Genomic DNA, 19,067 nt, shown 5'->3' with positions numbered 1-19,067 from the left:
CGGCATGGCGAGGGGCGATGCCGGGAACGGCCCACGGCGCCCGTGCCCACCCCCGGGCACGGCCAGGAGCCGGTGTGCCGAATGCCGACCGTCGTTTTCCCTGGAGTGACGGCAGGAGTCTCCGCATTCGGCACACCGGCTCTTCCCGGGTCAGGTCACGGCCATCTCGGCCACGCCTTCACCACCACGGCCACCGCGTACCGCCGCGGCGGCGAGGCTCAGCCTGCGCACCGCCTCGACCAGCGACCGAGGCTGCTGCGCGAACGGCAGCCGCAGCCAACGTTCGAGGCCGCCGTGCACCGCGAACCGCGAGGCGGGAGCGAGCCGCACGCCATGGTTGACGGCTGCCACGCTCAGCCTTGTGCTCATCGGCTCCGGCAGCCTGCACCACAGCGATAGCCCGCCCTCGGGCGCGCGCACGGTCCAGTCGGGGCAGTGGCCGCGGAGTGCGTCGAGCAGCGTGTCGCGGGCGATACGGGTCTGCTCACGGCGGCGCCGTAGCAGGGCACCGTCGTCGCCGAGCAGTTCGGCGAGCACGAGTTGCTCAAGCACCGGCGAACCGAGATCGGACGTGAATCTGGCGGCCGCGAGCCGGTCGATCATGTCCTCGGCGGCGCGCAACCAGCCGAGGCGCAGACCGCCCCAGTAGGCCTTCGAGGAGGAGCCGACGGTGATGGCCGCCTCGCCCGCGAAGGAGACGAGTGGCGGTGGGCCGTCGAGCGGGTCCGCTTCCAGGTCCAGCTCCACCAGGGTCTCGTCCACCACGACCGGCGTCCGCCAGCGGGCGAGCACGGTGCCGAGGCGTTGCCTGGTGGGCAGGTCCATGCGCAGGCCGGTGGGGTTCTGGAAGTCTGCGACAAGGTAGGCCAGCCGTGGCGCTGCCTGCCTGATCGCCGCCTCGATGCCCGCCACGTCCCAGCCTCGGTGCGGGTCGAGGGCCACCGGGATCGGTCGCGCGTGCACCGACCGCACGGCTTCGAGCGAGTTCGGGTAGGTGGGTTGCTCCACGAGCACGCGGTCGCCGGGGCCGGCGAGCAGGCGCAGCGCCAGTACGAAGGCATGGTGCGCACCATTGGTGATCATGACCTGCGCTGGATTGGTCGGCAGCCCCCTTGCCGTGTAGCGCTGCGCGATGCGCTCCCGCAACACCGCGAGCCCGCACACGCTGTAGCCGTGATCGAGCAGTTCGTCGGTGAGGCGCGAGCGGGCGGCGTCCACGGCGGCCATGATCCCCGCCACCGCGGGCGGTGAGGCACGGGCGAGGTCGATGAGATCGAGTCGCTCCGGAGGCGCAGGCGCCACGCGCTTACCCGACGGCGCGGTGATCCATGACCCCGCGCCCCTGCGGCTGGCGACGAGACCGGCTTCGCGTAGCCGCTCCAGCGCGGCGCCGACGAGGGTGCGGCTGACGCCAAGTGCCGAGGCCAGTTGCCGTTCCGCGGGCAGCCTTGTGCCAAGCGGCAGCTGGCCGTCCAGCACCTGCAATTCGATGGCGGCCGCCAGGTCGGTTGCCCCGTTGCGGGAGCCACCCTGGCGCCAATCGCCGAGCAGCGTCGCCAATCGGGTAGGCGATACCCGGCCGGCCAGGGGAAGGTGGGCGAGACTGCCTTGCATGGGAGCCAATTCTTCATAATTGGCTATGGTTCGGCGAGCCAATGCTGGCGATAGTTTGCTGGTGGCTCACGTCGAACTGCATCCGGTCTCCGTCACCAACGACCCCACCCGCCGCCTCGGCCAACTGTTCGCCGGTCTGGTGCTCTACGGCACGAGCATGGCGATGATGACCAGGTCCGGTCTCGGCCTGAACCCGTGGGACGTGCTGCACGAGGGGGTCGCGGGCCGGACCGGTCTCACCTTCGGCACTGTGACGGCGGTGACCGCCGTGGCCGTGCTGTTGCTGTGGGTGCCGCTTCGCCAGCGGCCCGGAATCGGCACGATCGCCAACGTGGTGGTCATCTCGGTGACCGTCGACCTGGTTCGGCTGGTGTTGCCGGATCAGCACGCGTTCGCGTGGCAGGCTCTGCTGCTCATCGGCGGCATCGTGCTGAACGGCCTGGCCACCGCCGCCTACGTCGGCGCCAGGCTCGGCCCAGGCCCCCGCGACGGGCTGATGACCGGGCTGGCCGCCCGCACGGGCCGGTCCGTGCGGCTTGTCCGCACCTTGATCGAACTGACCGTACTCGCGATCGGTTGGCTGCTCGGCGGCACGGTCGGGGTCGGAACGGTGCTCTACGCGCTCGCCATCGGACCGCTGACGCAGGCCTTCCTGCCGCTCGTCGCCTACCGGAAGCGGTGATGGACACCGGCGCGGCCGGTGCTTCGCCGCTGGCTACTGTCGGGCTGTGCCACGAATCGAGATCGCGGAGCGTGCGGGCGTCGGTCTCGCCGGAGACGAGCGACCCAGCGAGGACTACGTGGTGCGCACCGACAACGCCGTCGCCCTGCTCGACGGAGCTACCGAGTTCCGCGCGAACCTACCGAGCGGCGGCTGGTACGCCTGCCGCCTCGCCCGCAGGGTCGAGGCCAACCTCGTCAGCGCGCCGCAGCGGGATCTCGCGGCGGTCCTCGCCGACTCCATCCGCGAGGTGGCCGCCGAGTACGACCTGCGGCCCCGCGACTGCCCATCGAGCACGGTGGCCATGCTGCGCTGGAGCGCGCGGACCGTGGACGCGCTCGTGCTGGCCGACAGTCCGGTCGTCGTGTTCACCCCCTCAGGGCCCGACGTGCTCAGCGACACCAGGCTGACGCACCTTCGCGACAGCGGAGTCCTTCGCACCCGCGCCGACGTCAACCGGCTCCGCAACGCTTCGGGCGGTTTCTGGGTCGCCGAGGCCGACCCGACCGCGGCCGAGCAGGCACTGCTGCGAAGCTGGCCGCGCGGGGAGGTGGAGGCCGTGCTGCTGGCAACCGACGGTGTCTCGGTCGGAGTCGACACCTACGGGGTACTCGACTGGCCGGGGATGCTCGCGCTGGCTCGCGAACAAGGGCTCGAACGCGTGCTCGACGCCGTGCGAGCGGCTGAACTGTCCGACCCGCAAGGGCAGCGGTGGCCGCGCGTGAAACGCCACGACGACCAGGCGCTGGCCCTGATCGACTTCGCCTGACAAGTCCGGGAACGATCAGGGTCGTCCCTGATCACAACCGTGGCGCGCGCGGCAACGCTGGAGATATGCCGCAATTGGGGGTCGAAGCCGCCGCATCGCGCTCGGCGGGTCGCACACGCACCTGGACGCTGACCGCGTCGGTGAGTCTGGGCTGGGCGCTGTTCACACTCACCGTCCTGCACGCCGTCAGCGCGTTTCATCCGCTGCTGGACCCCGTCAGCCGTTACGCGTTCACCGAGCGAGGTGGCGGGATGCTGGAGGCCAGCCTGCTGTCCTTCGCGATCGGCGTGCTCGCGGTCAGCGCGGCGCTGCGGTCCAGCGGGATCGCGTTCGGCCGCACAACGAGTGTCCTGGCAGGCGCCACGGCGCTCGGCCTGGTCGCGGCCGCGCTGTTCCCCGCCACCTTCACCTCCGACATCGACCCGGCCAGCGGACGGATCCACCAGTACGCCAGTCTCGTTGCCTTCCTTTGCCTGCCCGCGCTCACCTGGACCCTTGCCGAACGGGCCCGGGATGTGCCCGCGTTGGCGGCGACCGCAGCGGCGCTCGCCCGGCTGTGCCAGGTCGGCGTCGTCAGCCTCGCGGTGTTCGGGCTCAGCTATGTCGGCGACGCCTTGCCACCGGACTCCGCCGTCTCCGCGCTGGCGCTCGCGCTGCCCGTCGGCATGACGCAGCGCCTTGTCTTCCTCGTGGACTTCGCTCTGCTCGCCGGCCTGCTGGTACTGGCCAACCGGGCGGCAAAGCTGTCACCACCGCTGCGTGGCTGATACGTTCGTTCGAACGAACGAGAGGATGGGCGGCCATGCACGACGTCGCGTTCACCGGACTGCGCCGGCAGGCGGAACTGGTAGCCGACGGTAGGCTCAGTTCGGTCGAACTGACGCGGGCGGCGCTGGAGGGCATCGAGTCCACCCGTCACAGCCTCAACGCCTTCCGGTTCGTCCGCCCCGAAGCGGCGATGAGGGAAGCCGCCGAGGCGGACTCACGCAGGGCGCGGGGCGAGCGCGCACCGCTGCTCGGCGTCCCGGTCGCCATCAAGGACGACACCGACATCGCGGGACTGCCCACGGCGTTCGGCTGCCCTGGCGAGTTCGACGTGCGCGGCGCCGACGCCGAGGTCGTCACCAGGCTCAAGAACGCCGGTGCCGTGATCGTCGGCAAGACGAACACACCGGAGATCGGGCAGTGGCCGTTCACCGAAGGTCCGGCGTTCGGGATCACCCGCAACCCGTGGAACCCCGAGTACTCACCTGGCGGTTCGTCGGGCGGCTCGGCTGCCGCCGTCGCGGCGGGCATCGTCGCGGGCGCGCTCGGTTCCGACGGTGCGGGTTCGGTGCGCATCCCGGCGGCGTGGACCAATCTGGTCGGCATCAAGACCCCGCGCGGACTGGTGCCGACCGCGCCGGAGCCGGAACTCTTCCACGGCCTCACCGTGTTCGGGCCGCTGGCGCGAACCGTGGGCGACGCGGCGCTGCTCCTCGACGTCGTCGCGGGCACGGGCAGCCGCTTCCGCGACGCCGCCTGCCAACGCCCCGGCAACCTGCGCATCGGGCTTTCGCTGCGTCCTGCCTTCACCGGCATGAGCACCCCACTGGAGGAGCAGGTGCGCGCCGCGGTGGAGGGCGTCGCGGGCGCACTGGCGGAGCTGGGTCACCAGTTGGTGGAGACCGAGCCGAGGTTCGGGCTGCTGGGTCTGGACTTCCTGCCCCGCTCACTCGCCGGTGTTGCCGACTGGGTGAACCGGGTGCCGCAGCCGGAACTGCTCGATCCCCGCACACTCGGCAACCGGCGCACCGGCTCGTGGCTGCGACCGGCGCTCGGACTCGCCAGGCGTGCGGAGCGGCATTTCCGCGACCGGGTGGGTGCGGTGTTCGCCGACGTGGACGTCGTGCTCGCCCCCACCACGGCCACGCCACCGCCGAGGGCTGGACACTTCCTTGGCATGCCGAACTGGCGCACCGACCGGGAAATCATCGCCGCCTGCCCCTACACCTGGCCCTGGAACGTGCTCGGCTGGCCTGCCGTGAACGTGCCCGCGGGCTTCACCCGCGAAGGGCTGCCCGTCGGGGCTCAACTCATGGGACCGAACGCTTCGCAAGAGCTGCTGCTCCAGCTGGCGGGTCAACTCGAGGAGGCGCTTCGCTGGCACGAGCGTCGGCCATGAACACGAGGGAAACCATCCTGCGCGCGGCGTTGCGCGTGGTCGGCGAGCACGGCGTCGCCGGATTGACCAACCGCCGGATCGTCGCGCGAGCGGGCATCTCCCTCGGCTCGCTCACCTACCACTTCCCGAGCCAGACCGCGCTACTGCGGGAGGCGATGCTGCTGTTCGCCGACGAGGAGGCCGGCCGACTTGCCGAGCTGGCGCGGGCGCACGGTGCGGCCGAACTGACCGTGGAGCAGGCAGCCGAGGTGGTGGCCGGCGTGCTCGCCCGGCTGCCTGCGAGCGTGGAGGAGATCGCCTCGCTGGAGCTGTACCTGCAGGCGGGGCGCGACGCCTCGTTGCGGGAGGCGGCGCGGCGCTGCTTCGCCGCGTACGACGAGTTGGCCGAGACCGTGTTGCGCACACTCGGGGTGCCACGGCCGCGACAGCTCGCCGGACCGGTCGTCGCCTTGCTCGCCGGGTTGCAGCTTCGTGGCCTTGCTACCGGCGAGGCGCCAACCACCTCCACGGCCGAGGCACTGACGATGCTGGTAAGGGGCGGTCAGGAAACCTCCCCGCCTCCCCGCGACGCCGGTTAGCGACACACGCCTCGACGTGCGCGAAGAGTATCGGTTACGAACCCCGAGTAGCGATCACGTCACGGCCGTGTGCATCATCAGGTGTGGGCTGGCTGGACTCGGCGACGGATCGTTCCGCACGCCGCTGGTCGAGCAGGATAGGCGAGGACCTGCACAGTGGCTGGGCCGCGCTCGCCCAACCCGCCGCACGCAGGCAGTTCGACCGCCATCTCGATAACGTGGTGCAAACCATCGCAGAGCGCGAACGCGATCCCGACCGCGCCGTCCCCCGCGAGCCAGCTCGTGTTGCTGGCTTCCCACGCCTACGACATCAGGTCGCGAGTGCTGCGGGAAGGTTGACAACCACCTCGGACAGCGGCCGAGTGGAGCCCGGACGAGTGGTACGGGCTTCGCCTGCTCGCCTGCTACGAACTCGCTGCCAGAGAACCGAAGGGACCGAAACGACCGCGTCGTTACGGCGACTGGTCCTCGATCGTCGGGCTCATCCGAGGGTCGCGGCCGTGCTGACCGGGCACCGGCGTCACCACTGGACCACGCTGTAGTTGGGAGTTGGTGCTTGCCGAAGGGCGGGTGGCGGGCCGGTTGAACCGGTCGTCGGCCGCCCTGCTGTCGTGGATCTGCGACACAACGGCCATGGTCACGGCGTGCACAAGCGCCAGCAGGAGCAGCAACACGCCGAGGTTGCCCACGATGGAGCGCATCGGGTCACCGAAGTCGAAGTCCAGCACGGACAGCAACGCCAAGAACCCGAACATCACCAGGTGGAACAGCACGGTGACCAGTGACGCCATCGAGCCGACCTGCTCGCCTTCGGTGTCTACGTCGGACAAGTACCGCTTTCCGCTGTGGTAAAGCAGTTGCCCATCTGCGACGATCATGACCAGGCCCAGGCCGATGAACGCCAGGTAAGCGTCGGTAGCCACCTCAGCCTCCTTTCTGCGTGACAAAAAGCCACTGACGTTGCGTACCCAAGCGCCTGCGGGGAGAAACCGCGCGTGTAGGGCTCCCGCCGAGTGGGTAACAGCAGCTACCAAGACCGACATCGATCCCGCGGGAGCAGCCGTGAACGCATTCAGCCCGACCGCTCCGAGCCAGAACCCCCGGCCGGTCCTGCCCTACACCGAGGAACCCGACCCTGAGCAGCGGCGCAGGGCCGTACGTGCCGTCGCCTCGGCGGCGGCCGACGCCGAGGACTGTGCCGAGTTGCTGGACGCGCTGGGTCTCGCCCCCGAGGAAGGCAGGCACGTGCCATCGCAACGCGGCCGCTGACGTGATGTGCCCGCCGCTTCAAGACCGCGGGCCCGGTAGGCGTCCGCAAGCGTGCAACAGGGCCGCCAGGACGCCTCCCGGGTCGTGCACGATGCGGGCCCCTTCGGTCACGACGCGCCGGGTGCCTGGGTCGATGGGATCGGTGCGGGCCCAGTCAGGGTGACCAATGTTGATCTCGACTTCGAAGCCACCGGCCGCGACAAGCCGATACTCGGTGATCGCTCCCCAGGGTCGGGTCCCGGTCAACTCTGCGATCGCGAGTTCGTCGACCCAGGCACCGTCGCGGTAGCGGTTGGTGTCGCGGCTGAGCACGACGACATCGATGTCCGATTCGGGTCGCGCGGTGCCGCGTGCACGGGAACCGACCAGCAGCACACCGGCGATGTCGTCACGCTCGGCTGCCCAGCGGGCGATGCGGCGGATCGCCTCCGCGATGTCGACGGCCAGGGCCACTGAGCCCTACGACGCCCTACGAGGCCCGGCGCAGCTCCTCGTGACCCGACGGCGGCTCCGCACAGCCACACCCGCCCTCGATGTCGTGGCATTCGATCACGAGCGTGTGCCGCACGATGTCGCCGTCGACGCAGCCCTGCTCGGTGCAGTCGACCTCGCCGTCGCTATGCAGCACCAGCGTGCCGTGGCAATGGTCGAATCCGCTCCGGCAGCTCGCACACGTCATGCGCTCTTGGTACCACCCGGCACTGGCCCGACCGTGGACGACACGCGGGGGTGGGCTTCGACGACGGCGGGCCGAAGGCTTGACGCCCAGGGACAAGACGGATGTAACGTTTCCTTGGAGTGGCATTTCTGTTCCATGAAGCGGAAAGCAGGTGGGCGAGGATGCTCGACGCGGCGGTACACGCCGCGCTGGCCTCCGCGGTCGGGGAAGACAACATCGTCTCCGACCCGGTCGGACTACGCAGCTACGAGTGTGACGGGCTCACCGGCTTCCGGCAGGTGCCCGGCCTGGTCGTCCTGCCGCTCGACACGGCGGGAGTGGCGGCCGCGGCGCGCGTCTGTCACCAGCACGGAGTGCCGTTCGTCGCTCGGGGTGCTGGCACCGGCCTCTCCGGTGGCGCGCTCCCGGTCGCCGACGGGGTGGTGATCTCGTTGCAGCGGCTTCGCCGCGTGCTGGAGGTGGACCCGGTCGACCGGCGCGCGGTGCTCCAGCCCGGTGTGACGAACCTGGACATCACCAAGGCCGCCGCGCCGTTCGGGCTCTACTACGCGCCCGATCCCTCCAGCCAGCAGGTGTGCACCATCGGCGGCAACGTGGCGGAGAACTCCGGCGGCGCGCACTGCCTGAAGTACGGCTTCACCACCAACCATGTGCTCGAACTGACCGTCGTGCTGCCGGACGGCGAGGTCGTCACCCTCGGCGGCGACACCGCCGAACAGCTCGGGCCGGACCTGCGAGGTGTCTTCATCGGCTCGGAGGGCACGCTGGGCATCGCCTGCGAGATCACCGTGCGGTTGCTGCGGGTCCCGCAGACCGTGCGCACGCTGCTGGCGGACTTCCCCTCGGTGACCGAGGCGGGCGAGGTCGTCAGCGACATCGTGGCGGCGGGGATCGTGCCCGCCGCCGTGGAGATGATGGACAACCTCGCCATCCAGGCGGCGGAGCAGGCAGTGGGAGCCGGCTACACATTGGAAACACCGGCTGCCCTCGTCGTGGAACTGGACGGCCCGGCCGCCGAGTGCGGCGAGCAGTTCGAGCAGGTCAAAGCCATCTGCGAACGGCACGGCTGCACCCGCCTGCACATCGCGGGCGACGCGGCGGAACGCGCGAAGATCTGGAAGGGCCGGAAGGCCGCGTTCGCGGCGGTCGGCCGGATCAGCCCCGACTACATCGTGCAGGACGGCGTGGTACCGAGGACAAGGCTCGCCGAGGTGCTCGGCCGCATCGAGGACATGGGTCGCGCCGCCGGGCTGCGGGTGGCCAACGTCTTCCACGCCGGGGACGGCAACCTGCACCCGCTTGTGCTGTTCGACGAGTCGGCGGGCGAGTTGGATCGTGCGGAACAGCTGTCCAAGGAGATCGCCGAGTTGTGTGTGGAGCTGGGCGGCTCACTGTCGGGTGAGCACGGCATCGGCACCGACAAGGCGTGCTCCATGCCCACGATGTTCTCCAGAGACGACCTCGCGACGATGGACCGGGTCCGCTCGGCGTTCGACCCGGCGGGGCTGTGCAATCCCGGGAAACTGCTGCCGACCCCACGGCTGTGTGGCGAGGCCCCCGGCCGCTACCGGCCGCACCCGCTGGAGGAGGCAGGAGTGATCGAACGGCTATGACGGCCACCATGCTCGCGCCGACCAACCTGCGCGAAGCCTACGAAGCGATGGCGGGCACGCCGGGGACCATCCGAATCCAGGGTGCGGGTACCGCCGACACCTGGGCAGGCGCACCGCTGCCCACCGACGCCGTGCTCGACACGACACGACTCACCGGCGTGCTGACCTACAACCCGGCGGACCTGACGGTCGCCGTGCGGGCAGGCACCCCGCTGCGCGAACTACAGGCGGAACTCGCCGCGAACGGGCAGCGGGTGGCCTTCGACCCGGCCAGGGTGCTGCGCGGCGCCACGGTGGGCGGGCTGATCGCGACGGCGGATTCCGGCCCACTCGCGCTGGCCTACGGCTCGATGCGCGACCTGGTGATCGGCGCGACGGTGGTGCTCGCCGACGGCACCGTAGCCAGGACCGGCGGGCATGTCATCAAGAACGTCGCCGGGTATGACCTCGCCAAGCTGCTGCACGGCTCCTACGGCAACTTCGGCCTGCTCACCGAGGTGGTACTGCGGCTGCATCCGATACCGGAACAGACACTGACCGTGCGCCTGGACTGCACGCTCGACACCGGGGCCGAGCGGGCGGCGACGGTACTGGCGGGCGCGCTCGAACCGGTCTGCCTGGAGTGGGCCGACGGCATGCTGCTCATCCGGGTGGAGGGGACGCGAGAAGGTGCCAAGGCACGGGCAGGGGAGCTGGCCAGGTCGCTGTCGGGCACGGTGCTGGACGAGGACGACGCGGAGTCGGCGTGGGCGCGGCACGCCGAGCTGGTCGACGACGCCTCAGTACGGATCGGCTGCCGCCCGAGCAGGCTGCCTGGCGTGCTGGCCGATTGCGGCGGCGCCGCCACGGCCGGGCTGGGCACGGGAATCGGCACCGTCACCGTCCCCGACTCCGGCATCGGGGACGTGCACGAAACCGTCTCGGCCGCCGGCGGCACGTCGGTGACAAGGCGACGCCCACCCGAGCCGACACCCGCGTGGGGCGGGAGTCCTTCCGCGATCAGCGTGCTGCGGGCGCTGAAGGACAAGCTGGACCCGGACCGGCGGCTCAGCCCTGGCCGGTTCGAGTCCTGGTTCGATGGTGAATCCGATGGCAGGGAGGCGACCTCGTGACGGAGTCGAGTTTCGACGCAAACAAGCCGCCGTCGCGGGAACTGCTGGACGACTGCGTGCATTGTGGCTTCTGCCTGCCTACCTGCCCGACATATCAGTTGTGGGGCGAGGAGATGGACTCGCCCCGCGGCCGCATCTACCTGATGGACCTGGCCAAACGCGGCGAGATCGGGCTCGAGGGGGCGTTCACCCAGCACATCGATGCCTGTCTGGGCTGTATGGCCTGTGTGACCTCGTGCCCGTCCGGAGTGCAGTACGACAGCCTGCTGGAGGCGACGCGCCCGCAGATCGAGCGCAACGTGCCTCGCCCGCGCTCCGACCGGCTGTTCCGCGACGCGATCTTCGCGCTGTTCCCCTACCGGCGACGGCTTCGCGTGGCCGCGGTTTTCGGCCTGGCCTACCAGAAGCTGCGGCTGGACCGGCTGGCGGAGCGGGTGCTGCCGCCCCGGCTACGGGCAACGCAGGCGCTGTTGCCCTCGGTCCGGCTGCGTGAGGCGTTCGCGTCGCTGCCGAGGAGGGTTCCGGCCAGCGGTGAGCGGCGGCGCCGGGTCGCGATGCTGTCCGGTTGCGTGCAGGACGTCTTCTTCCACGAGGTCAACGCCGCGACGCAGCGAGTGCTGGCAGCAGAGGGCTGCGAGGTGCTGACGCCGAGGCGGCAGGGGTGCTGCGGCGCTCTCGGTCTGCATGCCGGGCGCGAGGACCACGCCGTCCGAAACGCCAAGCGCACGATCGAGACGTTCGAGAAGCTTGCCGTGGACAACGTGGTTGTGAACGTCGCGGGCTGTGGTTCCTCGATGAAGGAGTACGGCGCCTTACTCGCCGACGATCCGGCCTGGGCAGGCCGGGCGGCCGACTTCAGCGCGAAGGTGCGCGACGTCACCGAACTGCTGGCCGAGTTGGAGCCGCGTGCGCCGAGGAAGCCGATCAACGCGAAGGTCGCCTACCACGACGCCTGCCATCTCGGTCATGCCCAGGGTGTGCGTGAGCAGCCGAGAGCGGTGCTGCGCACCATACCGGGGCTGGAACTGCTCGAACTGCCCGAGGCGGAGCTCTGCTGTGGTTCGGCCGGCATCTACAACCTCATCCAGCCCGAGCCCGCCGCCGAACTGGGCGAGCGCAAGGCCCGCAACATCCGCTCGGTGGAACCGGACATACTGGTGACCGGCAATCCCGGGTGCTTGCTGCAGATCGGCCGGTACCTCGGCGGCGACGTCCCCTTGCTGCACCCGGTGCAGTTGCTGGACGCCGCCATCGAGACCCCACGCTGATCGCCGCTCACGTCACCGCGTCGCCGCCGCGCCGGGCGCAGGCGGGGACACCCCGGCCGGTGTCGGCCCGCAGGTAGTGCCGTGAGGCGAACCCGTCACGGCCGTCGACCGTGCCGCGCAACCACCTGGTTTCGCCGTTGACCGCGGTCCCACTCCGCCAGCAGGTCACCGCGAATGTCTGCCCCTCCCCGATGCGCCCGATCCTGGCGCAGTGGAGGGCGGGGCAGGCGCGTACGTTCAGCCCTTCGTCTCCAGTGCCCCGCACGCGGTAGTCGGCCTCGACGCGCTCGGCAGGAAAGCGGGGGCCTTCCGAGGCGGGTTCGGGGGTTCCGGCCTCGGTTACTCGTGGCGCGGGGACGGCGGTGAGAACGAGCGCCAGCACTCCGGCGACGCCCGCGACCGCAAGCAGCAGCCGGACCAGCACTCCAAGTCGCAACGACACGAACACGGTCGACCTCCTCCACTCGACGGGCTCGGTCAGTCCCCGTCGGATTCAGCGCCGCGTTCGCTCCGGTAGCTACTTGGCTGGCTCCTTGACTGGCTCCTTCTCCTGGCGGGCGTGGAATCGAGGGGAACTGGTCGCTGAAGTGTGGCCGAGGCCGCGACGCGAGCGCAATTCCCACGATGAAAATCCCATGGGAATTGCCTCGGTTGGCCTAGGACCGCGTCCCAAACGGAAAGCTCTGGGTAGTACCGAGGCGCCACCGACGAGCGCTCACTAGGCCGTTCGGGTTGTCGTGCCTGGGCGGACGGGGTACCAGCCGCGGCATGGGCGCCTGGCTGCCATAGGATTTCGCGCTGGGAATCCCAAGCTGAACATCCCGTGGACACTCAACACAGGCAGGCGAAGTCACATGACGGTTCAGGGCCCGGTCGTTCCGCGGCGCCGCATCGCACACGAACTGCGTCGGCTACGAGAAGAGTCGGGTCACACACTCGAAGAGGTCGCGGCCGAACTCATGATCTCCACCTCCAAGCTGTCCAGGCTGGAGAACGCGCAGGGTAACCCTCAGCCACGCGACGTCCGCGATCTCATCCGGCTGTACGGCGTCGAGGGCACGCGAGTAGCGGAAAAGCTGCATCACTGGACCAGGGCGGCACAGCGAGACGTCTGGTGGTCCCACCGAGATATCTCCAAGCAACTCAGCACCCGGCTCGCCTACGAATCCGAAGCCACGACCGTGCGCATCTACACCATTCCGATGGTGCCGGTGCTGCTACAGACCGCCGATTACTCCCGCGCTTTCTATCTGGCCAACGAACCGTCGTTGACGGCGAGGCAGATCGCCGAGTACGTCGATATCCGGCAGCACCGGCAAAGGGCACTCCTGAAGCGGGACGGAATGCCACCGCTGGAGTTCGTCGCCGTCATGCACGAGTCGGCTCTCTATCAGATCGTGGGTTCGAACACCGTGATGCGGGAGCAGTTGTCGCAGCTCATCGAGCGTTCCACCGCGCCGAACATCGATCTTCGGGTGCTACCCTTCTCGGCGCCCCCACTGTTCACCAACTCCTGCACGTACGGCTACTACGAATTCAACGAACCGCTCGACCACGACGTTGTCGGCATCGAGAACCACGCCGGTATGCATCATCTCGAGGACCCCGAAACCGTGAAACAGTACCGGGGATACCACGACAATCTGCACCGCCATTCGTTGAACCAGGACGAGACCCGCAAGCTCATTCGTACGGTACTCACCGAACGCTATTCCTGACCCGCACGGGCAACGAGCACATCAACGATTCGCGTGCCCGGCTAGGCTGGTCGCCATGCGCGCACATCGGGTTTTCGCCGCCGTATACGACCGGATGTCCGAACCGATGGAGCGGGAGGTACTCGGCGAGCGCAGGCGACGGCTGCTGGCGGACGTCACCGGGCAGGTGCTCGACATCGGTGCGGGCACGGGCGCGAACCTGCCGCACCTGCGGAGCGCGGAACGCATCGTCGCGGCCGAGCCCGACGCCGCGATGCGGACTCGACTGAACAGCCGACTCGATCGGGCTCACGCGCCGGTGGAGGTCAGCACCGCGGGAGCCGAAGACCTGCCGTTTCAGGACATGACCTTCGACGCGGTCGTGTTCACGCTCGTGCTGTGCACCGTGGCCGACCCGGCCAAAGCGCTGGCGGAAGCTCGCCGGGTGCTGCGTCCCGGAGGCAGGATCGTGGTGCTGGAGCACGTGCGCGGCAGTGGAAATCGCGCGCGCTGGCAGGACCGGCTCGCCCCGGTGTGGTCCTACTTCGCCGCGGGCTGCATGCCCAACAGGGACACCAGGGCCACCATCGAAGGCGCGGGCTTCACCTTCGACGATGTCAGCGAATCCGAACCGTTCCCGCGCTGGGTACTGACCAGGACGATGCTGGAGGGGACCGCGCGGCCGTAGCGGCGGACGCTAGTACCGGGCAGGCGCCATCCGCGTTGTGCTCATGACGTGCTGCACAAGAGTGATCAGTACCTGCTTGGTGGACTCGCGGTCACGGGCGTCGCACAACAGCAGCGGCACAGAGTGGTCGACGTCCAACGCTGCCCTGACCTCCTCGGTTCCGTACCGGTAGGCACCGTCGAAGCAGTTCACCCCCACCACGAACGGAAGCCCTCGCCGCTCGAAGAAGTCCACAGCCGGAAAGCAGCTGTCCAGCCGCCGGGTGTCGGCGAGTACCACGGCACCGAGCGCACCCTGCGCCAGCTCGTCCCACATGAACCAGAACCGGTCCTGCCCTGGGGTGCCGAACAGGTAGAGGATCAGGTCCTTGCTGATCGTGATGCGGCCGAAGTCCAGCGCCACGGTGGTGGTGTTCTTGCGCTCGACACCGGAGAGATCGTCCACCCCCTCGGACGCGGAGGTGAGCATCTCCTCGGTGCGCAGCGGCGGTACCTCACTGACCGAGCCGACCATGGTTGTCTTGCCGACCCCGAACCCACCGGCGATCAGCAGCTTCACGGCGGTCGCGGTCAACCGCCGCCGGTCGTCAAAGTTTCCGGATGCCATCGAGAACCGCCTGCAGTACTTGTTGGTCAGGGACTTCGCTCGGAGGCGCAGCTCTGCGGAAGATCACGTAATTCTGCTCGATCAAATCACTGAGGAGAACCTTTACCACAGGCAGGGGCAGATCAACATGGGCGCCGACCTCGGCTACCGACATCGGCCGCTGACACAGCCGGACAATCTTGGCGTACTCGGTCGGTAGTGTCGCGGCCTCCGAGGGCGGCTGCAACGACACCACCAGCGTCATCATGTCGAGGCCGAAGTTGTCGGACCGGGTGCGCCCGCCGGTGACCGCGTACGGCCGCACGAGCGGACCGGCCGCTTCGTCGAACCAAGCCTCGTCGTGCTCACTCATGTCACACTGTGTTGCTCAACCCTGGGAGCCGCGCTCAGCACCGCTCCGACCCGCTTGACCATCATGTTCATCGCGTAGGCGACCATGCCCATGTCGGTGCTCTCCGACGTCAGCAGCGCGAGGCAGGCACCTCTGCCTGCCGCGGTCACGAACAGGAACGCGCGGTCCATCTCCACCACCGTCTGCCGCACCTGGCCGCCACCGAAGTGACGGCCCGTTCCCTTCGCCAGGCTCTGGAACGCCGACGCCACGGCGGAAAGGTGCTCGCCGTCCTGCTCGGACAGGTTGCTTGACCTGCCGATGAGCAGGCCGTCCGACGACAGCACAACGGCGCGGTCGGCGCCTGCGACCTGACGGATCAGGTCGTCGAGCAGCCAGTCGAGTTCGTTCGCTCCCGAGTTCGCCATGGTGTTCAGTCTCCACGAATGTCGTCGCGGCCAGGTTCCTGCTGACGGGCCTGCCGCGTTCCCCGCTGGAAGGCGGCAAGTCTGTTACGGGCCTGCTCCGGGGATTCGAATGTCGGTTCGGCCTGCTCGATGCTCGGAGCCTCGTCCTGAAGCTGCGGAGCGAGGTTCTGCTGCCGGCGGCGCCTCGGCAGCGGCGGCCTGCCCGTCGGCATCGAGCCACCCTGCTGCGGTGGTGCTGGCTCCGGTGGCGCTGGCTGCGGTGGCCGTGAGTCCCGGGGCCGAAGCTGCTGCTGCCCGGGCTCGGGCGGCTGGTTCTCCTGCTGCCTCGACTGCGGCGGGTACAGCTCCTGCACGGCAGCGAGGGTCCGGGTCGCCTCGCCGTGAACGGAAGAGCCGTTGTCGGTGCCGGAGGAGTCGTTCGGTACCACCGTCGTTTCGGTCCGCGGCGACTGCCGGGGCCTGCGCCGAGCGCCAAGTGTCGACTGCTGTCGCGGCACGACGTCCTCGATCGCGGGCCCGCTGTCCTCCGGCTCGAAAAGCTGGCTGAGCAACTCCGAGCGAACCAGCACGATGGCTCGCGTGCCGCCGTAGGCGGACTCGCGCAGGGTCACCCTGATCCCGTGCTTCGCCGCCAGCCGCGCGACCACGAACAGCCCCAGCCTCGGCTCCTCCGACAGTGCCATGAAGCTGAAGTCGGGTGGGTTGGCCAGCGTCTGGTTGAGCTCGGCCAGATGGTCCGGTTCGATGCCCAGCCCCTGGTCCTCCACCTCGATGACGACACCCCGGCCGACCACCTCGCCCCTGATCTCGACGTTGGCCTGCGGCGGTGAGAACGAGGTCGCGTTGTCGAGGAGTTCGGCGAGCAGGTGCACGAGGTCGCCGACGACCGGGCCGCTGACGGCCACCGCGGGCATCTTGCCGACGCTGACCCGCTTGTACTCCTCGGTCTCGGCCGTAGCACCCCTGGTGAGGTCGGCCAGTGCCACCGGGTTGCGCCACTGCCTACCCGGCTGCTCGCCGCCGAGAATGATCAGGTTCTCCGCGTTGCGCCGCGCGCGAGTGGACAGGTGGTCGAGCCTGAACAGCATGTCCAGCTGGTCGGGGTCCTCCTGCTTGCGCTCGGCCGCGTCGAGGGCCTGCAGTTGCCGATGCACGATGACCTGGCTGCGGTGTGCGATGTTGAGGAAGACGCGCTTGGTGCCCTCCCTGGTCTTGGCCTCCTCCACCGCGGCGGCGATGGCGGTCTGCTGTGCCGCGTTGAAGGCGTCGGCGACCTGACCGATCTCGTCGGTGCCGTGGTCGAGGAACGCGACCTCGCGGTCGAGGTCGACCGGCTCCCCCGACCTGACCCGCTCGACCAGCCTCGGCATCTGTTCCTCAGCCATGTCGAGGGTTTCTTCTCGAAGTGTGGTGAGCCGGTTTACGAGCCGGTTCGACAACCGCCATGCGATCAGCAGGGCGACAGCGGCCACCGCCAGTACCGCGGCGGCCGCGATGATGGCTGTCATCAGCGTGCGGTCCGCCTCGTCGAGCGCCAGGTTCGTGGCGTTGGTGCTCTGCTGCACGTAGAGCATCCACAGCTTCGCGCCGACGTCGCGGGCGGCCTCGCGCCACTGCGACTCCGGTACCGGCAGTTGGCTCTGGTTGCCACGCAGGAAGGCGTTCTCGACCGTGGTGAGCCGGTCCCAGGCGTCGCTGGCGATGAGCTGCTCGTACTGCTGCCGCACCGGCGGGATCATGTCCGCCACCGCGGACTCGAGCGCCGAGTGGTAGGCGCCTACCTGCTCGATGTAGGTGCGGAACTCCTGCTCCGTCAGTCCGCCACCTGACACTCCCGCGGCCGCGAGCGCGTCGCCACGGGACATGCCGTCGGCACTGGTGAACAGCGGCATCGCGATCAGCCGCTTGTATGCGGTTTCGGCGTTCGGCGTCGTCTGTGCCACACCGTTGAGCCCGGTGGTGAACTGGTCGATGATCCCGTTGAAGAAGTCGTAAGCCTCCTGCAGGGACGCATCGCCCGCGTCGACCTTCTGCCGGAACCGCGGTAGCGCGGCGAACTGCCGCTGGGTGGCGGCGATGCTCGCCTTCACGTTGTCCGGCGCGTCGCCGGTCATGCCCTCCAGCTCCGCGGCCGTCGCGGCCGCGGTCGCGTTGGTCTGCTGGCGCAGTTGCTCGAGCTCCGCTCGCACTGATCCGGGGTTCGCCAGCTCCTGCAGCGTCAACCTGCGCTCCTCGCGCACGGCGGCGAAGAAGCGGCCCGCGGGTTCGGCCGAGTCGTGGATCTTCGTCGCGAAGGTACGCACCTGGACGGCGTCGTAGATCAGGTAACTGGCGAGCGCGATCCCGGAAAGCAGAAAAATGGCGCTGGGCACGAACGCGATGGCCAGCACCTTCGCACGGATCGACGAACGTCCACGACGTGACCCGGTCTTCTTCTTCAACACCGCGCTCAAGGCCCTTTCAGCGACAGGTTCGTTCGGGTCCCCGCACCCGGTGCTCCGACATCGCGCCGCTAAGCCGCCGCTTAGCCAGGGCAGGTTATTCAGCCACACCTGGGTGAGTCAATATGTCCGACTCTGCGACCGAAACGCCATCATCGGTCAACGAGGCCCGTTTGGTAGGCGACTATGGTGAGCCGCACTCTATTGGCGACCTCACGGTCGGCAAAGGCACATGTGACATGCGTCTTGCGATCGTCTCTTCCGGGCCGGTAACTCCGGGGGCGGCCCGCGCGATAAGCCCCGCGAACAACTCGGGGGCGCAGGAGGCGGTTTCGATGCTCAAACGCGCCGAGAGAATGAGCTTTCCGCAGCGAGTGTTCCTACTCGTACTCGCGCTCGCCTTCGCGACTACCTCGGTGCTGCAGGCACTACTCGCCATGTCGGTGTCGGAGTGGTGGCCCGTTGTGCTCGCCGCACTGCTCGCCCTGTCGGCAAGCTGGTGCCTGGCCACGGCGGCCAGGGCCTGCGACGGCGACCGGCGTGGGCGGCTGAGGTGAAACAACTCACAGCCGCATCCCTTCCGCCGTCGACCATTCCCGCAACCGGCGCAACGACCGGGATCGCCACCGTGCGACCGTGGCCGCTGAGATCCCGAGGCGAGCGGCGAGCTCCCGATGAGACAGCCCTGGCTCGAAGGCGAGCGGTTCCACCAGTGCCCGCTCCGGCGGAGGCAGCCGGGATACCAATGTCCACAAAGTACGGTCGCGGTCGGTCAATAACCAACTGTTCTCGGTGGATGGCACCCATGGACACCAGTGGTCCGCGGTGGCCTCCGAGGGGATCTCGCGCAGCCGCCTGCGCGCCAGCCGTCCGGCCTGCCTTCCCACCGCGGTATTCAGCCAGCGGGATACGCGGGCCGGGTCCCTGATGGTGTCCGCGCTGGCGAGCAGCAGTAACCAGCCGTCCTGTACCGCGTCCAGTTGGTCCTCCCGGTCCGGCAGCCGACGGCGTGCGGCCGTCAGCGCCGCCGGCGTCAGCCTGGCGACCAGGTCCGCATCGACACGTGGTCCGTTCATGCCAGTCAGACCG

The 19,067-nt window shown here is 69.1% G+C and carries 22 protein-coding genes; 12 read left to right on the top strand and 10 right to left on the bottom strand.

Features of this window, described 5'->3' with window-relative positions; translation table 11 throughout:
- Window positions 1-150 precede the first annotated feature (150 nt).
- Complete coding sequence (yczR, locus tag FHU38_RS25075; RefSeq protein ID WP_449314282.1) at window positions 151-1,614, bottom strand: MocR-like transcription factor YczR; 1,464 nt, start codon at window positions 1,612-1,614, stop codon at window positions 151-153.
- A 25-nt stretch (window positions 1,615-1,639) separates the two neighbouring features.
- On the opposite strand from yczR, the gene yczE reads away from it, so the two are divergent.
- The 5 genes from yczE (at window position 1,640) to FHU38_RS25050 (ending at window position 5,846) form a co-directional block, all read left to right on the top strand.
- Window positions 1,640-2,296 (top strand): membrane protein YczE, encoded by a 657-nt coding sequence (gene yczE, locus FHU38_RS25070; RefSeq protein WP_390623338.1) that lies wholly within the window; start codon window positions 1,640-1,642, stop codon window positions 2,294-2,296.
- Between the two features lie 46 nt (window positions 2,297-2,342).
- Window positions 2,343-3,104 carry a protein phosphatase 2C domain-containing protein gene (locus FHU38_RS25065; RefSeq protein WP_167177030.1) on the top strand — a complete coding sequence of 254 codons (762 nt, stop codon included), beginning with the start codon at window positions 2,343-2,345 and terminating at the stop codon, window positions 3,102-3,104.
- A 65-nt stretch (window positions 3,105-3,169) separates the two neighbouring features.
- Window positions 3,170-3,871 (top strand): DUF998 domain-containing protein, encoded by a 702-nt coding sequence (locus FHU38_RS25060; protein ID WP_167177028.1) that lies wholly within the window; start codon window positions 3,170-3,172, stop codon window positions 3,869-3,871.
- A gap of 35 nt (window positions 3,872-3,906) precedes the next feature.
- On the top strand, window positions 3,907-5,268 hold the full coding sequence (locus FHU38_RS25055) for an amidase (RefSeq protein ID WP_167177026.1): 1,362 nt from the start codon (window positions 3,907-3,909) through the stop codon (window positions 5,266-5,268).
- On the top strand, window positions 5,265-5,846 hold the full coding sequence (locus FHU38_RS25050) for a TetR/AcrR family transcriptional regulator (protein WP_167177024.1): 582 nt from the start codon (window positions 5,265-5,267) through the stop codon (window positions 5,844-5,846). Before FHU38_RS25055 ends, FHU38_RS25050 begins: the two co-directional genes overlap by 4 nt.
- A 452-nt stretch (window positions 5,847-6,298) precedes the next feature.
- On the opposite strand, the gene FHU38_RS25045 is transcribed toward FHU38_RS25050, so the two are convergent.
- A complete protein-coding gene (locus FHU38_RS25045; protein ID WP_167177022.1) occupies window positions 6,299-6,769 on the bottom strand; it encodes a hypothetical protein in 471 nt (156 codons plus the stop codon).
- 139 nt (window positions 6,770-6,908) lie between these two features.
- Between FHU38_RS25045 and FHU38_RS25040 the strand changes: the two genes are divergently transcribed.
- On the top strand, window positions 6,909-7,115 hold the full coding sequence (locus FHU38_RS25040; protein WP_167177020.1) for a hypothetical protein: 207 nt from the start codon (window positions 6,909-6,911) through the stop codon (window positions 7,113-7,115).
- A gap of 18 nt (window positions 7,116-7,133) precedes the next feature.
- Here FHU38_RS25040 and FHU38_RS25035 read toward each other — a convergent pair whose 3' ends face one another.
- Together FHU38_RS25035 and FHU38_RS25030 are read right to left on the bottom strand one after the other, a co-directional pair.
- Window positions 7,134-7,568 (bottom strand): nucleotidyltransferase domain-containing protein, encoded by a 435-nt coding sequence (locus FHU38_RS25035; protein WP_167177018.1) that lies wholly within the window; start codon window positions 7,566-7,568, stop codon window positions 7,134-7,136.
- A 16-nt stretch (window positions 7,569-7,584) separates the two neighbouring features.
- The gene (locus FHU38_RS25030) at window positions 7,585-7,794 is read right to left on the bottom strand and encodes a hypothetical protein (RefSeq protein WP_167177016.1); all 210 of its coding nucleotides are present in this window, start codon (window positions 7,792-7,794) and stop codon (window positions 7,585-7,587) included.
- A gap of 161 nt (window positions 7,795-7,955) precedes the next feature.
- Between FHU38_RS25030 and FHU38_RS25025 the strand changes: the two genes are divergently transcribed.
- Genes FHU38_RS25025 through FHU38_RS25015 form a run of 3 tightly spaced genes read left to right on the top strand, consistent with a single transcriptional unit; the run spans window position 7,956 to window position 11,787 of the window.
- The gene (locus tag FHU38_RS25025) at window positions 7,956-9,407 is read left to right on the top strand and encodes an FAD-linked oxidase C-terminal domain-containing protein (protein ID WP_167177242.1); all 1,452 of its coding nucleotides are present in this window, start codon (window positions 7,956-7,958) and stop codon (window positions 9,405-9,407) included.
- Window positions 9,404-10,519, top strand: coding sequence for an FAD-binding oxidoreductase (locus FHU38_RS25020; protein ID WP_167177014.1), 1,116 nt, complete (start codon window positions 9,404-9,406; stop codon window positions 10,517-10,519). Before FHU38_RS25025 ends, FHU38_RS25020 begins: the two co-directional genes overlap by 4 nt.
- Entirely contained in the window at window positions 10,516-11,787 is a 1,272-nt protein-coding gene (locus tag FHU38_RS25015; RefSeq protein WP_167177012.1) for a (Fe-S)-binding protein, read from the top strand. Before FHU38_RS25020 ends, FHU38_RS25015 begins: the two co-directional genes overlap by 4 nt.
- Window positions 11,788-11,794: 7 nt before the next feature.
- On the opposite strand, the gene FHU38_RS25010 is transcribed toward FHU38_RS25015, so the two are convergent.
- Window positions 11,795-12,235 (bottom strand): hypothetical protein, encoded by a 441-nt coding sequence (locus FHU38_RS25010; RefSeq protein ID WP_167177010.1) that lies wholly within the window; start codon window positions 12,233-12,235, stop codon window positions 11,795-11,797.
- 406 nt (window positions 12,236-12,641) lie between these two features.
- Here FHU38_RS25010 and FHU38_RS25005 point away from each other — a divergent pair, with 406 nt between their 5' ends.
- Both FHU38_RS25005 and FHU38_RS25000 read left to right on the top strand, forming a co-directional pair.
- Window positions 12,642-13,505, top strand: coding sequence for a helix-turn-helix domain-containing protein (locus FHU38_RS25005; RefSeq protein WP_167177008.1), 864 nt, complete (start codon window positions 12,642-12,644; stop codon window positions 13,503-13,505).
- A 55-nt stretch (window positions 13,506-13,560) separates the two neighbouring features.
- On the top strand, window positions 13,561-14,172 hold the full coding sequence (locus FHU38_RS25000) for a class I SAM-dependent methyltransferase (RefSeq protein ID WP_167177006.1): 612 nt from the start codon (window positions 13,561-13,563) through the stop codon (window positions 14,170-14,172).
- Window positions 14,173-14,181: 9 nt separating this feature from the next.
- Here FHU38_RS25000 and FHU38_RS24995 read toward each other — a convergent pair whose 3' ends face one another.
- The 4 genes from FHU38_RS24995 to FHU38_RS24980 are packed head-to-tail and all read right to left on the bottom strand — an operon-like array spanning window position 14,182 to window position 17,990.
- Window positions 14,182-14,778 (bottom strand): GTP-binding protein, encoded by a 597-nt coding sequence (locus FHU38_RS24995; RefSeq protein ID WP_167177004.1) that lies wholly within the window; start codon window positions 14,776-14,778, stop codon window positions 14,182-14,184.
- Complete coding sequence (locus FHU38_RS24990; protein WP_167177002.1) at window positions 14,759-15,130, bottom strand: DUF742 domain-containing protein; 372 nt, start codon at window positions 15,128-15,130, stop codon at window positions 14,759-14,761. Before FHU38_RS24990 ends, FHU38_RS24995 begins: the two co-directional genes overlap by 20 nt.
- Window positions 15,127-15,537 (bottom strand): roadblock/LC7 domain-containing protein, encoded by a 411-nt coding sequence (locus FHU38_RS24985; protein ID WP_167177000.1) that lies wholly within the window; start codon window positions 15,535-15,537, stop codon window positions 15,127-15,129. Before FHU38_RS24985 ends, FHU38_RS24990 begins: the two co-directional genes overlap by 4 nt.
- A 5-nt stretch (window positions 15,538-15,542) precedes the next feature.
- Entirely contained in the window at window positions 15,543-17,990 is a 2,448-nt protein-coding gene (locus tag FHU38_RS24980; protein WP_243852761.1) for a sensor histidine kinase, read from the bottom strand.
- A gap of 323 nt (window positions 17,991-18,313) precedes the next feature.
- Between FHU38_RS24980 and FHU38_RS24975 the strand changes: the two genes are divergently transcribed.
- Window positions 18,314-18,535: a hypothetical protein gene (locus tag FHU38_RS24975; protein WP_167176998.1), complete on the top strand. Its 222-nt coding sequence runs from the start codon at window positions 18,314-18,316 to the stop codon at window positions 18,533-18,535.
- A 6-nt stretch (window positions 18,536-18,541) separates the two neighbouring features.
- Here the strand turns inward: FHU38_RS24975 and FHU38_RS24970 are convergent, their stop codons facing one another.
- Window positions 18,542-19,054, bottom strand: a complete 513-nt coding sequence (locus FHU38_RS24970) for a sigma-70 family RNA polymerase sigma factor (protein WP_167176996.1) — start codon at window positions 19,052-19,054, stop codon at window positions 18,542-18,544.
- Between the last annotated feature and the right edge of the window lie 13 nt (window positions 19,055-19,067).

It is taken from the genome of Saccharomonospora amisosensis, assembly GCF_011761185.1.
Taxonomy (GTDB): domain Bacteria; phylum Actinomycetota; class Actinomycetes; order Mycobacteriales; family Pseudonocardiaceae; genus Saccharomonospora_A; species Saccharomonospora_A amisosensis.
This window is presented reverse-complemented; position numbering and strand designations above follow the sequence as displayed.